Source organism: Leisingera sp. ANG-S5, assembly GCF_000813925.1.
Classification (GTDB): Bacteria; Pseudomonadota; Alphaproteobacteria; order Rhodobacterales; family Rhodobacteraceae; genus Leisingera.
The window spans coordinates 11,397-24,013 of the sequence record NZ_JWLH01000017.1; the positions used below are offsets into that span (position 1 = coordinate 11,397).

Here is a 12,617-nt window from a genome sequence, read left to right on the forward strand (position 1 = left end):
GCCTATTTTTCTTTTGAAAACAATCCCGTCAGCGCCCGCTGCACCACTTTGCGGGTGCTGGGTTTATGCTGCGCAGAGAACGGCATCGGGCGGCAGACCTCCATCGCGGCAATGCCGACACGGGCCGACAAGGCACCGTTGACCAGCCCCTCGCCGAAGCGGCGGGAGAGCTTGGACAGCACCGACCCGCCCAGCACCGGCTCCAGCAGGTCATCGCCAGCGGCCACCGCGCCGGTTGCGGCCAGATGCGCCAGCACCGCGCGAGTCAGCCGCCAGGAGCTGAAGAAACCGGGACGGCCGCCATAGATCCCCGCCACCCGGCGGATCATCCGCAGCGAGGAGACCAGCGCCGTCAGGATATCCGCCAGCGCCATCGGCACCAGCGCCGTCACCGTCGCAACCTGCCGGGCCGCAGCCTCCACCTCGCGCAGGGCAATGGAGTCCAGCGGCACCAGCAGCTCTTCCTCTGCCAGCAGCAGGAGGGCATCGCCGTCCATCACCTCATCCTGGCGCTCCGCCAGCCGGGCCTGATGCCAGCTAAGATCCTCGCGGCCCTTGTAGAAAGCCTCCAGCCGGGTGGTGAAGGCGCGGGCGGCGGTCAGATCAGCGGCCTCTGCTGCCTGATGGCGCAGCGCATCGACGCGGCGCAGCCGGGAGAGTGCGGCCAGTTCGCGCAAGACCATCGCCAGCGCCAGCAGCAGGAGCACCCCCAGCCCGGCTGTGACGGCCCAGCCCAGGACCGGCAGCCGTGCAATCAGGCCGACGGCAAAATCCCAGGCCGCGACCGAGGCCATGGCGCCAATGACGGCAACCAGCAGCGCCCAGAACCAGCGGGCCAGCCGCGAGGGGCGGCGCGCCGCAATGCGGGCGGCCTGTTCCATCGCGTTTGGCCGCGCTGCCATCGGTACGGGATCGGGCACCGGCGGCGCCTCTGCGACAGAGGGGGCGTCAGCCTCCTCCTCCAGATCAAACAGGACTGGCTTGTTGCTCATGCCGCGGCCTCCTGTACTGCGCGCCACTTATAAGTGATGTCAGGCAGGCCCTCTTCATTGCCAGAGCCATCGCCGCGGGCAACCTCGGCAAACCCCTCCCGCAGATAGAACCGCTGTGCTCTAGTGTTGGCGGCAAAGGTGTTCAGCACCAGCCGCGGCGCTTCCGCCTTGGCCGCATCCAGCAGCATCTTACCCGCGCCTTGGCCGCAGGCACCGGGAGCGAGGTAGAGAGAGCAGACCTCCTGCTCCTTGCGGGCGAGGAAACCCAGAACTGCCCCGTCCCGCTCCGCCACGGTCACCCAACCCCGGTCAATCATCATGCCGCAGAACATGATCGTTTGGGCCGATGAATAGAGCTTGGGCATCCAGGCGGTATCTTGCTGGAAGCGGTAGAGAATATCACCGGTCGCCCCCGCATCGAGAGGCGTGGCTGGGCGCAGGCAGAGGGTCACAGGGCATCTCCAATCAGGAAGTCTGCGGCGCGGTCGAGGCGGATATGCGGCGGGCCGCTGCCGTGTTTCAGGGTGAGCGGCGCGGGTGCAAATGCCATTGACTGGTAGTCGCCTTCCAGCCAGCGTTCAGCACCTTGCCGCGCTGGGGTGAGCAGCTGGGCCGGGTCTTGCGGCAAAGCCCCAGGGTAGAAGGCCGCCTGCTTGCCGCTGTCCAGCAGGGTGCCGCGGACGCAGGGCAGTTCAGCGCCGTTGTGGGGGCGCATTTCTTCCGTCGTGGTGCGCAGGGAGGCCATCGCCAGCGCCGCGGTCTCCGCCCCGGCAAAACGGGCACGGTCCTGCGCCTCGCGTGTCAGGGCCTCGATAATGGCAGTCATCTGCGGGTGCTGGGCATGGTGCAAATGGTCGGCCTTGGTGGCGGCAAACAGGATCTTCTCCACCCGCTTGCCGCCCAGAAGCCGGGTCAGGAAATGGTTGCGGCCCGGTTTAAAGGCGCTGAGGATGTCCGTCATTGCATGGCGAAGATCCTCCACCGCCTGCGGGCCGGAGTGGATCGCCGAGAGCGCATCGACCAGCACCACCTGCCGGTCGATACGGGCGAAGTGATCGCGGAAGAAGGGTTTGACGACCTTGGATTTATAGGCCTCGTAGCGCCGCTCCATTTCCCGCCACAAACTGCCGCGCGGCGGGCTGGCCTCAGCCGGAAGCGGGGTGAAGGTCAGCACCGGCGAGCCTTCCAGATCGCCAGGCAGCAAAAAGCGGCCCGGGGTGCAGTCATAGAACCCGGCGGTGCGGGCGGTTGTCAGGTATTCCGTGAAGGCGGCGGCGAGCGCCTGAGCTTGCGGCTCCTCATGTGTTCCAGCGGGGACGGCTTTGGATTGTTCAGCCAGAAAGCGGGCCGCCTGCGGGCGGCTGGCAATGCGGGACAGCACATCGGCAGACCACTCAGCGTAGGTTTTGTCCAGCAAGGCCAGATCCAGCAGCCACTCGCCGGGGTAGTCGACAATGTCCAGATGCAGCGTGCGCGGCCCCTGCAGGCCTGCCAAGAGGCCCGCGGGCCGCACCTTGAGACTGAGACGCAGCTCGGAGACCGCCCTTGTGCTATCCGGCCAATGGGGTGACGGCCCGGTCAGCGCCGCGAGGTGGTTTTCATAGTCGAACCGCGGCACGGTGTCGTCAGGCTGGGGCTGCAGGAAGGCGGCCTCGATCCGGCCCTCGCGCGCGGCGCCAAGCTGCAGCATCCGGCCCCGGTCCATGAGGTTGGCGACCAGCGAGGTGATGAATACCGTCTTGCCCGAGCGCGCCAGACCGGTGACGCCGAGCCGGATGGGCCGGTCGAACAGCGCTGCGGAGAGGCCGCTAGTGACGCTCTCCACCCCGCTCATCACCCCGTCTGCAAGGGAGGTTATCACCAAGGCCCTGATCCTGCTCTGTTCTTGCTGATCACAAGATAGGCAGCATCCCGCCGGGATACCAGAGCGCACGCGGGGCTTGCCCCGGCTCGGCCCTGTTGCTACTTGCCCGGCCATGCCGCGTTTTGCTTTGAAAGTCGAATACCACGGGAAGCCTTTTGCCGGCTGGCAAAGGCAGAAGGAACTGCCGTCTGTGCAGGGCGCGATCGAGGCTGCGCTGGCACGGCTGGAGCCGGGGGAGCACACCATTGCCGCCGCTGGGCGCACCGATACCGGCGTGCATGCGCTGGGACAGGTGGCGCATTGCGATATGGCCAAGGAATGGGACCCGTTCCGCCTGTCTGAGGCGCTGAACTACCACCTGAAGCCCGATCCGGTCGCCATCGTCGATTGCACCCGGGTGGACGACGACTGGCACGCGCGGTTCTCAGCGGTGGAGCGGCAGTATCTGTTCCGCATCCTGATCCGCCGCGCACCTGCCACCCATGACGCGGGCCAGGTCTGGCAGATCAATCACGATCTCGATGCGGAGGCCATGCAGGAAGCCGCCAACCATCTGATCGGAAATCATGATTTCACCACCTTCCGCTCCTCGATCTGCCAGGCGGCAAGCCCGGTCAAGACGCTGAATGAGCTGCGGGTGGAGCGGGTGCAGGGGTTCTCCGGGCCGGAGATTCACTTCCACGTCCGCGCCCGCAGCTTCTTGCACAACCAGGTCAGGAGCTTTGTCGGCACGCTGGAGCGGGTCGGTGCCGGAGCCTGGGAACCGGCGGACGTGAAGGCCGCGCTGGACGCTTGCGACCGCGCTGCCTGCGGGCCGGTCTGCCCCGGGCACGGGCTGTATCTGGCGCGGGTGGGATACCCGGACGATCCCTTCGGCTGAAGCTTGAAATCCGGGGGGGGTGACATCTGTACACCCCCTGTGCAGCCCCTGTGCACCGGGCCGCTGCCACACCCCTGCCATTCTATCGCCACACCCCTCCCTCACACTGAAACAGGACCTGACCAACCGGCAGCGTTCCTGCGGCGGCACTGCGCGCGGCAGGGCTGCCCAAAAACACGAAGCAGAGACCCCGAATGCCCGCTACAGCCAAACCGCCCCTTCTGGCCGTCCTGATCGACGCCGACAATATCTCTGCCAAATACGCCGAGGCGATGTTCGAGGAGATCGCCTCCTTTGGCGAAGCCAGCATCCGGCGCATCTATGGCGACTTTGCCGGCGGCGGCCCGCAGGGCTGGAACAAGGAGAAGCTGGCGGCGCTGGCGATCGTGCCGCATCAGCAGTTTGCCAATACCACCGGCAAGAACGCCTCTGACATTGCGCTGGTGATCGACGCGATGGACATCCTGCATTCCGGCCGCTTCGACGGCTTTGTACTGATCTCCTCGGACAGCGATTTCACCCGGCTGGCCAGCCGCATCCGCGAACAGGGGGTGGATGTTTTCGGCATGGGGATGCGCAAGACGCCCGCGGCCTTTGTGCAAGCCTGCAAACGGTTCATCTATGTGGAGAACCTGCTGGAGGAGCCGGCAAAGACCAAGCCGAAGCCCAAGAAGGAAGAGGGCAACGGCAACGCGCCGGCGGAGTTGGCGGACCCGACCAAGCTGGTGGTGCGGGCAATGGATGCGATCGGCCAGGAGGACGAGTGGTTCACCCTGGGCCAGATCGGCCAGTATATCACCGCGGCGTTTCCGGATTTCGATACCCGCAGCTATGGCAAGCGCAAGCTGAGCGAGCTGATTGCAACGCTGAAGCTGTTTGAGACCAAGCGCGGCGAAGGCAACCAGATCCTGGTGCGGCGGCTGGACTGAGGCTGCGAATACCGTCTTTCGTTTGCGCGCAAACCGTGGCTTAGTCCCGCAAATGGGACGCGGCAACGGGAGGAACGCGCATGGCAATGCTGATCAGCATCGGCCACGACGGCTGGTATACCGAGGAACAGCTGGCGGAGGAACTGCGGGCGATGGCGCCCGGCGCCGATATCCGGCCGATATCAGCCCCCGGCAATCTGGATGAGATCACGGTGCTGGCGGTTTCCGCGCTGAAGGGAGATCTGCCTGCGCAATTGCCGAACCTGAAGCTGGTGCAGAAACTGGGCGCCGGGGTGGACACCATCGTGGCGCACCCCAGCCTGGCAGCGCATGTGCGCGTCGCCCGGCTGAGACCGCTGGAGCCGGCGCATGAGATTGCGGAATTCTGCCTGGCCTATGTGCTGCGCGATCAGCGCAACATGCTGGCCCATGCGGCCTCGCAATCCCGCAGCGCCTGGGAGCCGCGGGCGCCGGGGCGCCCGCAGGAAACCACGGTGGGTATTCTGGGCCTGGGCCATATCGGCGGCCTGACGGCGCAGCTAATGCGCGACTTGCGGTTCCGGGTGCTGGGCTGGAGCCGCTCGCCCAAGGAGATCGAGGGTGTGGACTGCTGCCACGGCGATACGGCGCTGGTGCAGATGCTGGGCGAATGCGACTATGTCTGTTCGATCCTGCCCTCCACCCCCGCCACCCGGCAGCTGATGAATGCGGACACACTGGCGGCGATGAAGCCGGGCGCGGTGCTGATCAACGCGGGCCGCGGCGATCTGGTGGATGAACCGGCGCTGCTGGCGGCTCTGGACAATGGCACGCCCGGCCATGCGGTGCTGGATGTGGTGAGCAAAGAGCCGCTGCCCGCGGACAACCCGCTGTGGTCGCATCCGCAGGTCACCCTCACCCCGCATGTGTCCGGCTGGCACCTGGGCGACGCGCTGAAGGACGTGGTGGAAAACCTGCGGCGGCTGGAGGCGGGCGAAGAGTTGCTGCACGAAGTGGACCGCGAACGGGGGTATTGAGCCCTTGCCCTGCGCAAGGCACCTGCTAGTGCGCAAGACTCGATAGATAGGCGATGATGGCAACCCGCGCGGCGCGGTCCGGCTGGCTGCCGCGGGTCATGTCTGTTCCGGGAACGGCATTGAACGGATCGGCAAGGAAAACATTTAGCTCGTCGGGCGTCCATTGCCCTGTCTGCGCTTTCATCTCCCCGGAATACGGGAACCCTTCGACCGATGCCTTGGCCCGGCCAACGACGCCTGCAAGGCTAGGGCCAGGGTGCTGCCCTGTATTGATTTCACCGGGTGTCAGACCGTGGCACCCGCCGCATTCAAATGCCAGAATGCGTCCTTCCTCGGGGTCGGCTGCTTCCAGCTCCCCGGGCTGCAGGGGCGAGACCGGTGCCGGGCCGGCCCCCATTTCCCGCAGGAACGCGACCATCTCAGTCCGGTCCTTCCGCTGGGCATAGTGCACGGCGGGCCACCCGAAGCGCACCGCCGCCGCATTCACGTCGGCGCCGTGGTCAAGCAGCAGGCGGGCCGCCTCGATTGCGCTGCGCTCAGCAGCCTGATGCAGAGGCATCAGCAAGTCTTCACCGCCCGGCAGGTTCGGGTCGGCGCCAGCCTCCAGCAGGATTGAGACGATGCCGGTGTGATTGTTTCGGGCGGCAATGCCGAGCGCCGTGCCGAATTCTGTTGCGGTGTCAGGCAAAGCGCCCGCAGACAGCAGGTAGCGCACCGCCTCCTCCTGCCCGCGCTGGGCTGCGAAGTAGAGCGGCCTGGCCAGCGTTTCCGGGTCAGGGCTGGAGCCCTGGGGCAAGGCCGCCTTCAAGGCCGGCATATCGCCCGAAGCGGCTAAGGGGACCAAATTTTGAGCCACAGCTGCGCCGGGAAGAAGAACAAGCAGCAAAAGCAGGCGGGCTGGCCGGAAGAAACGCAGCGGCATCTTGCGTCCTCCTTCAGAATGTCTGACGGACGCAGTGTAACATGGCGGGTGCATCACGCCAAAACGCGTCGGCACAGGCCCTGCGCCGCTGGGAAATTGTGTGGCGGCCCCGAGCGGGGCCGCAGCCGGATCAACTGATGAAATCCTTATACCCGGCCTCATCCATATAATCGTCCATCGGCGACAGGTCCGACGGCTTGATCTTGAAGAACCAGGCGTCGCCCTCGGCGTCCTCGTTCACCTTGCCGGGATTGTCGGCCAGCGCCTCGTTCACCTCGACGATCTCGCCGTCCAGCGGGGCGAGAATGTCGGAGGCTGCCTTGACCGATTCAATCACCACGATCTCGTCGTCCTTGGAGACCTCAGTGCCCGGCTCCGGAAGTTCGACATAGACCACTTCGCCCAGCTGCTCGGCGGCGTGGGCGGTGATGCCGACGGTGATCAGGTCGCCCTCGGGCAGCAGCCACTCGTGTTCCTCGGTGTATTTCATGGGGATGTGTTCCTTCGAAGAGGCGTGGGTTTCAATGTCTCTGGCCGCCGGAAATGGCGCCGCACATGGCAAGGGAGCCCCTCGCATACGCGGGTATACGGTATCAACGGGGGGGCCGGGCGATCAAGACGGCAATTCACCCGGAGATGGAGAATTTGCTGCCCTGCCACCGGTCAGAACAGGTTGAAATACTCCGCCTGCTCCCATTCGCTGACGGTATCGAGGTAGCGTTCCCACTCAAAGGTCTTGAGCTGCAGCAGGTAGTCAGCAGTGTCCGTGCCCAGTGCGTCGCGGCAAAGCGTGGAGTTTGCGAACCCGTCCAGCGCCTGGCCCAGCGAGCGCGGCAGGCGGTCGGCGTCTTCGCTGTAGGGCGACAAGGTGGGTTTCGGGGCCTCAAGCCCCTCGGTGATGCCCGCTGCGCCTGCGATGATCTGGGCGGCCAGCGCGTAATAGGGGTTGGCGGTGCTGTCCGGCGCCCGGTTCTCGATCCGGCTGGCGGGGTCGCGGGGCTGCATCAGCGCGCGCAGCATGGCGCCGCGGTTGTCCTCGCCCCAGCCGATGCGGCTGGGGGCCAGCTGGAACGGCAGGTAGCGTTTATAGCTGTTCACCGTGGGGGCGATCAGCAGCGAGGTTTCTGAGGCGTATTTCAAGAGGCCCGCCATCCAGGCGCTGGCGGGCGGGCTGAGCATCCCGGCGGTTTCCGGCATGAACAGGTTGCGGCCCGTGGCCAGATCCTGCAGCGACTGATGCACATGCCAGCCGTTGGCCATGGCATTGTCCAGCCGCGGCTTGGCCATGAAGCTGGCGTGCAGACCGTTCCGGGCGCAGACCTCCTTGACCATTGTGCGGAACATCACCATCGCGTCGGCCTGCGCCATGGCGCCGTCGGGGGCAAAGGTGAACTCGACTTGGCTGGGACCCATCTCGATTTCCACCGAGCGCACCGGCAGGCCCAGTTTCTGGGCGTTGCGGCGCAACAGATCCAAGATGCCTTCCGCCTCGCCATAGCGGGTTTCGGTCAGATACTGGTAGCCCTGCGTCAGGTTACGGGTCTGCACCGGGGCGCCGGGGCGGGTGGCCTGGGCATGAGCGTCCGCCTTGTCGGCCAGCTCAAACAGGTGGAACTCCACCTCCAGCCCGAAGGTGGCGGCCATGCCTTGCCCCGCCAGCATCTCCACCTGCTGCTGCAGCACCGCGCAGGGGGCAAAGGGGATGGGCCGGCCGTCCGGGTAGACCGGGGTGCAGAAGATCCAGGCGGAATGGCCGGACCAGGGCAGCGCCCGCCAGGTCTCCGGGCGCGGCACCAGCAGCACGTCGCCTGCCCCCTGCATCGGGCCGGCCAGATCGGCGCCCTCCTCCCACACCGGGAAGGCGGTGCGGTGCGAGGTGTCCTTGAGCAGCAGGGTTGCCGGCACGTTGAGGCCGCGGTCAAAGACGGAAGCAAAAGCTTCCGCCATCACCGTCTTGCCGCGCAGCAGCCCGTGCTGGTCGGGGAACAGCACCCGAACCGTCTCGATCCCGTCAAACTGCGCGCGGGAGGTGATTTCCGCCGCCTTCCGGCAGTCCTCAGGTGACAGCAGCCCCAGGCGGGCCAGTTTGCCGGATGTGAAATCTTGTGCCATGGGCGGCCTCTCGGGTGTGGAGCTAATTGAAATTGCACCGGAAACACCTGCACGTCCAGCCGGCGGCGGGATTTGCCGCAACCCGTTGCGCAATCTGGATATTGCGGAGGTTTTGCGCCTTGACAGCGTTCGCAAAGCGAACATTGTTGCCAGCATTCGCACAAAACTGCTGCAGCCAGCGGTGACTACAGGATCAGAACGGGACGGCCAGGTAATGACAGCGGCAGATCAGGACAGGAATATTTCGTCGAGCTTTGCCAAGGGGCTGGCGGTTCTGGCGGTGTTTGACGCAGAGACTCCCAGCATGACCCTGGCAGAGATTGCCCGGCGCAGCGGCCAGGACCGCGCCACCGCCCGCAGGGGCGCGCTGACGCTGGTGCAGGCGGGCTATCTGCGCCAGGACGGTCGGATGCTGTCCTTGACGCCGCGGGTGCTGGCGCTGGCGGGCGGGTTCCTGCAGGCCAACCAGTTCGGCCGCCGGGTGCAGCCGGTTCTGAACCGCCACGCCCGGCAGATGCAGATCGAGGTGACGCTGGCGATGCTGGATCAGGGCCGGGTGCTGCTGCTGGCGCAATCCACTGTCGAGCACGGTCATATCACCTATGGCTTCACCGCTGGGTCGCATATTCCGCTGGCCCACACCAGCCTGGGGCGGATGCTGCTGGCCGGGCTGCCGGAGGAAGAGGCAGCGGCGGGGCTGGCGGAAACGGACCTGCCGCGCCACACCGAGGCCTCCCTGACCGATCCCGCTGCCATTCTGGACCGCGTGGGTGAAGCCCGCGCGCAAGGGTATTGCCTGACGGACAGCGAATTCGAGGCAGGGATCACCGGCTATGCGGTGCCGGTGTCGCGGCCCGGCCGGACGCCGATTGTGGCTGGGTGCTCTGCGCCGCGGGGCCAGCAGCCGGAGGCGGATGCCGAGCGGCTGCTGCGCGGGCTGCAGCTGTGCGCGGCAGAGCTGCGCCAGGCGGAAGCGGTGGATCACCTTTAGGGTCCTGACCCTAAGCAGCACCTTGCAAAGCCCCTGCCCTGCGTTAGGCTGAGGCCAGTGATTTCCGCAGGAGCATTTCGATGATGAAACAGACTGCATTGGCAGCGGCCCTCTGCGCCGCGCTGGCCCCGGCTGCAGGCGCCAAGGGCGTGGAAGGCAAGCAGGTCACCGTGCTGGGCCGCGATTGGGTGGTGGCCCCGGTGGAAGACGCCCCGGGCCGCTACAGCGCCACCCGCACCAACCGGGAGCATCTGGCCTTCCGCCCGCCCGCGGTGCTGACCGCGCGCCAGGCGGTCCGGGCCATTCGCACCGCCACCGGCTGCAGCGTCAACTTGGACACGATGGTGCGCAACATCACCGGCACCTATTACGCCCAGGTGATCTGCCGCAAATAGGCACTCCCCTGACGCTTGTGCGGTTTAGCAGCGTTTTTCTGAAACATCCTCTTGGGAAATGTGATCATTTTCCGGGAGCCCATGGATTGAGCGGTGCCGGAGCGCCTGCCATAGATTGCGCATGAAACTTGCTATCAACGGATTCGGCCGCATCGGCCGCGCCATCCTGCGCCAGATTCTGACCACCTCGCGCGGAGACGGCATCGAAGTGGTGCGGATCAATGATATCGCGCCCTTGGACATGTGCGCCTATCTGTTTCAGTACGACAGCACCTTTGGACCTTTTGCCCATCCGGTAGAGCATTGCGATGACGCGCTGCAGGTGATGGGGCGGTCCATCCCGGTGAGCCACGAGCCCGATTTAACCAAGGTGGATCTGTCCGGGGTCGATCTGGTCCTGGAATGCACCGGCATTGCACGAACGTCCGATGTGGCGGAACGCGGATTGAAAGCGGGCGCTGCCAAGGTACTGATCTCCGGCCCCTCCCCCGCGGCGGAGCTGACCGTGGTGCTGGGTGCAAACGAGGAGACGCTGGGCGATGCGCGGATCGTCTCCAATGCCTCCTGCACCACCAACGGGCTGACGCCGCTGGTCAAGCTGCTGGACGGGATCGCCGGGATCGACACCGCGCATATGACCACAATCCATTGCTACACCAACTCGCAGCCGATGGTGGACGCGCCGCGCGGCGATTTCGCGCGCTCGCGCGGCGGTGCGCAGTCGATGGTGCCGACCACCACCTCTGCCATGCATTTGATCGACGAAGTGCTGCCGCATCTGAAAGGCCGTGTGAGCGGCGCGGCAGTGCGGGTGCCGACGGCCAGCGTGTCTGCCATTGATCTGGTCGCACATCTGAAAACCCCGATGAACGAGGCAGAGTTCACTGCTGCACTGCGCGAGGGCGTTGCCGCGTCAAAGGTGCTGGGCTGGACCGATATGCCGCTGGTGTCCTCCGACCTCAGGGCGCGGCCGGAATCGCTGGTGATTGCCGGGCCGGAAACCCGCATGGCCGGGGACGCCCAGGTGCGGGTGTTCGGCTGGTATGACAATGAATGGGGCTTTTCGGCACGGATGCTGGATGTGGCGCGGCTGATGGCCGGGTAGACCGGACGCTTTGCACTGCCCTTGCTGCAAGCCCGCCGCCGGCGGGCTTTGCTATTCCTGCGGGCAGCGCCGTTTGCCTGCCAGACGGATCCAGCGGAAGATCAGCGTCAGCGCCAGCATGCAAACGGCCAGGCCAATCAGATCGCCGGCGGCATAGACCGCCATCACCGGCAGCTGATCGCCGGGAAAGATCAGGCCGGAGAAGACCACCGACTGCCCCGACGAATTGATCAGGGAGGCCAGCGCGCCAACCGCCAGCAGGCTGGACCAGGCAATCCGCCGCTGCTGGCCGGCGTACAGGTTCCACCCGAACATCCTGGCAATTTCAAAAGCCGCAAAGGCTGAAACCGCACTGACAGCGATGGATTGCAGCAGCACTGATTCCATAACCTGCCGCACACCGGCGTCGGTGAATATCAATTCAGAGAGGAAAGCGCCTGCGGCCAGCGGCAGAACCGCCCGCCAGCCCAGCAGCCAGACCGCCAGCACCCGCACCCCGTGCGGCAGGTAGACCAGGCTGGCAAAGACCGTCACCTCCGGCAGGAACAGACCCTGCACAGGTGTGACCACCCAGGCGGTCAGCCCGTGGCAGATAACATAGGCGGCCGTGATCACCGCAAAACTTTGAAGGCCAGCAAACAGCTGAAAAACTCGTCTCATGCCGCTCCCTTTAGACAGGAGCGGAGAAACCTGCAATCCGTGGAATGTATGAATGACGCAGCGCCGTCACTTTGCCGCAGAATCGAAGCTCACCACATAGTGCTTGGCCTTGCTGCCGCCGGCCCGTTTGATCAGTCCCAGCTCGAGCAGCGATTTCAGCGTGCGGTGGAATGTGGCCTGGGCCAGCCCCTGGACCAGCCGGTGATTGCGGATCTGTTCGGATTGTACCGGCTCACCCGGCGTCCTTGTCAGCGCATTTGCCGCCAGCAGCACATCGCGTTCCGACCGGCTCAGGCTGTCCAGTCCAAGGTCACGCTCCATCTGGTGAAGCATGTCGCGAAGTTCGAATATTGGTCTTAACCGGTCCAAAACCGCTCTCCTGGGTCCTCAACACCTGCATCCCGGCCTGTCCCGGGAGAAATGATACCACGCAACTTTATCAAACTGACAATTATATGGACAGTAAAATCATGCGTGGTATCATTCCAGTCAGGCTGGCTGCTTTGTGAGTGGTGGCTGCGCCTGACGTTACTTTTGTTCTTTGTTAAACAGTGACAGCTCCGACGGGCATGCCCGCCGGAGCTGGTTTAATCTATCACACACCTCCTTTGGCTTGCCAATCCTCATTGCCCGCGAGGCCGGTAACACGGGGCAATGCGCGGCAATCCGCCATCGCGCGGGGCCGGCGGATTGCCGCCGCTTTGCCGGTTCCATCCGGCAATTTTCCCGTGCTAGGCTCACCTTCAAGGCG

General features: G+C 65.3%; 14 protein-coding genes. 6 read left to right on the plus strand and 8 right to left on the minus strand.

Features of this window, described 5'->3' with window-relative positions:
* Window positions 1–2 precede the first annotated feature (2 nt).
* The 3 genes from RA25_RS19440 to RA25_RS19450 are packed head-to-tail and all read right to left on the minus strand — an operon-like array spanning window position 3 to window position 2,856.
* Window positions 3–992 (minus strand): YcjF family protein, encoded by a 990-nt coding sequence (locus RA25_RS19440; protein ID WP_039174561.1) that lies wholly within the window; start codon window positions 990–992, stop codon window positions 3–5.
* The gene (locus RA25_RS19445) at window positions 989–1,444 is read right to left on the minus strand and encodes a GNAT family N-acetyltransferase (RefSeq protein WP_039150821.1); all 456 of its coding nucleotides are present in this window, start codon (window positions 1,442–1,444) and stop codon (window positions 989–991) included. The genes RA25_RS19440 and RA25_RS19445 overlap by 4 nt, the downstream gene beginning before the upstream one ends.
* The gene (locus RA25_RS19450) at window positions 1,441–2,856 is read right to left on the minus strand and encodes a YcjX family protein (RefSeq protein ID WP_039174562.1); all 1,416 of its coding nucleotides are present in this window, start codon (window positions 2,854–2,856) and stop codon (window positions 1,441–1,443) included. The genes RA25_RS19445 and RA25_RS19450 overlap by 4 nt, the downstream gene beginning before the upstream one ends.
* Window positions 2,857–2,968: 112 nt before the next feature.
* Between RA25_RS19450 and truA the strand changes: the two genes are divergently transcribed.
* The 3 genes from truA to RA25_RS19465 all read left to right on the plus strand — a co-directional run bounded on the left by truA (window position 2,969) and on the right by RA25_RS19465 (window position 5,681).
* Entirely contained in the window at window positions 2,969–3,736 is a 768-nt protein-coding gene (gene truA / locus RA25_RS19455; protein WP_019298126.1) for a tRNA pseudouridine(38-40) synthase TruA, read from the plus strand.
* A 194-nt stretch (window positions 3,737–3,930) separates the two neighbouring features.
* Entirely contained in the window at window positions 3,931–4,665 is a 735-nt protein-coding gene (locus RA25_RS19460) for an NYN domain-containing protein (protein ID WP_019298127.1), read from the plus strand.
* Window positions 4,666–4,745: 80 nt separating this feature from the next.
* Window positions 4,746–5,681 (plus strand): NAD(P)-dependent oxidoreductase, encoded by a 936-nt coding sequence (locus RA25_RS19465; RefSeq protein WP_039174563.1) that lies wholly within the window; start codon window positions 4,746–4,748, stop codon window positions 5,679–5,681.
* Between the two features lie 25 nt (window positions 5,682–5,706).
* On the opposite strand, the gene RA25_RS22225 is transcribed toward RA25_RS19465, so the two are convergent.
* The 3 genes from RA25_RS22225 to RA25_RS19480 form a co-directional block, all read right to left on the minus strand.
* The gene (locus RA25_RS22225) at window positions 5,707–6,765 is read right to left on the minus strand and encodes an ankyrin repeat domain-containing protein (RefSeq protein WP_082023110.1); all 1,059 of its coding nucleotides are present in this window, start codon (window positions 6,763–6,765) and stop codon (window positions 5,707–5,709) included.
* Window positions 6,734–7,093, minus strand: a complete 360-nt coding sequence (gcvH, locus tag RA25_RS19475) for a glycine cleavage system protein GcvH (protein ID WP_019298130.1) — start codon at window positions 7,091–7,093, stop codon at window positions 6,734–6,736. Before gcvH ends, RA25_RS22225 begins: the two co-directional genes overlap by 32 nt.
* A 173-nt stretch (window positions 7,094–7,266) precedes the next feature.
* The gene (locus RA25_RS19480; RefSeq protein WP_039174565.1) at window positions 7,267–8,715 is read right to left on the minus strand and encodes a glutamine synthetase family protein; all 1,449 of its coding nucleotides are present in this window, start codon (window positions 8,713–8,715) and stop codon (window positions 7,267–7,269) included.
* Window positions 8,716–8,896: 181 nt separating this feature from the next.
* On the opposite strand from RA25_RS19480, the gene RA25_RS19485 reads away from it, so the two are divergent.
* The 3 genes from RA25_RS19485 to RA25_RS19495 all read left to right on the plus strand — a co-directional run bounded on the left by RA25_RS19485 (window position 8,897) and on the right by RA25_RS19495 (window position 11,206).
* Entirely contained in the window at window positions 8,897–9,706 is an 810-nt protein-coding gene (locus RA25_RS19485) for an IclR family transcriptional regulator domain-containing protein (protein ID WP_241477448.1), read from the plus strand.
* Window positions 9,707–9,789: 83 nt separating this feature from the next.
* Window positions 9,790–10,101, plus strand: coding sequence for a hypothetical protein (locus RA25_RS19490; protein WP_241477449.1), 312 nt, complete (start codon window positions 9,790–9,792; stop codon window positions 10,099–10,101).
* 121 nt (window positions 10,102–10,222) lie between these two features.
* The gene (locus RA25_RS19495; RefSeq protein ID WP_039174567.1) at window positions 10,223–11,206 is read left to right on the plus strand and encodes a type I glyceraldehyde-3-phosphate dehydrogenase; all 984 of its coding nucleotides are present in this window, start codon (window positions 10,223–10,225) and stop codon (window positions 11,204–11,206) included.
* 51 nt (window positions 11,207–11,257) lie between these two features.
* Here the strand turns inward: RA25_RS19495 and RA25_RS19500 are convergent, their stop codons facing one another.
* Window positions 11,258–11,866, minus strand: a complete 609-nt coding sequence (locus tag RA25_RS19500) for a hypothetical protein (RefSeq protein ID WP_039174569.1) — start codon at window positions 11,864–11,866, stop codon at window positions 11,258–11,260.
* A gap of 66 nt (window positions 11,867–11,932) precedes the next feature.
* Window positions 11,933–12,199, minus strand: coding sequence for a hypothetical protein (locus RA25_RS19505; RefSeq protein ID WP_019298136.1), 267 nt, complete (start codon window positions 12,197–12,199; stop codon window positions 11,933–11,935).
* Window positions 12,200–12,617 lie beyond the last annotated feature (418 nt).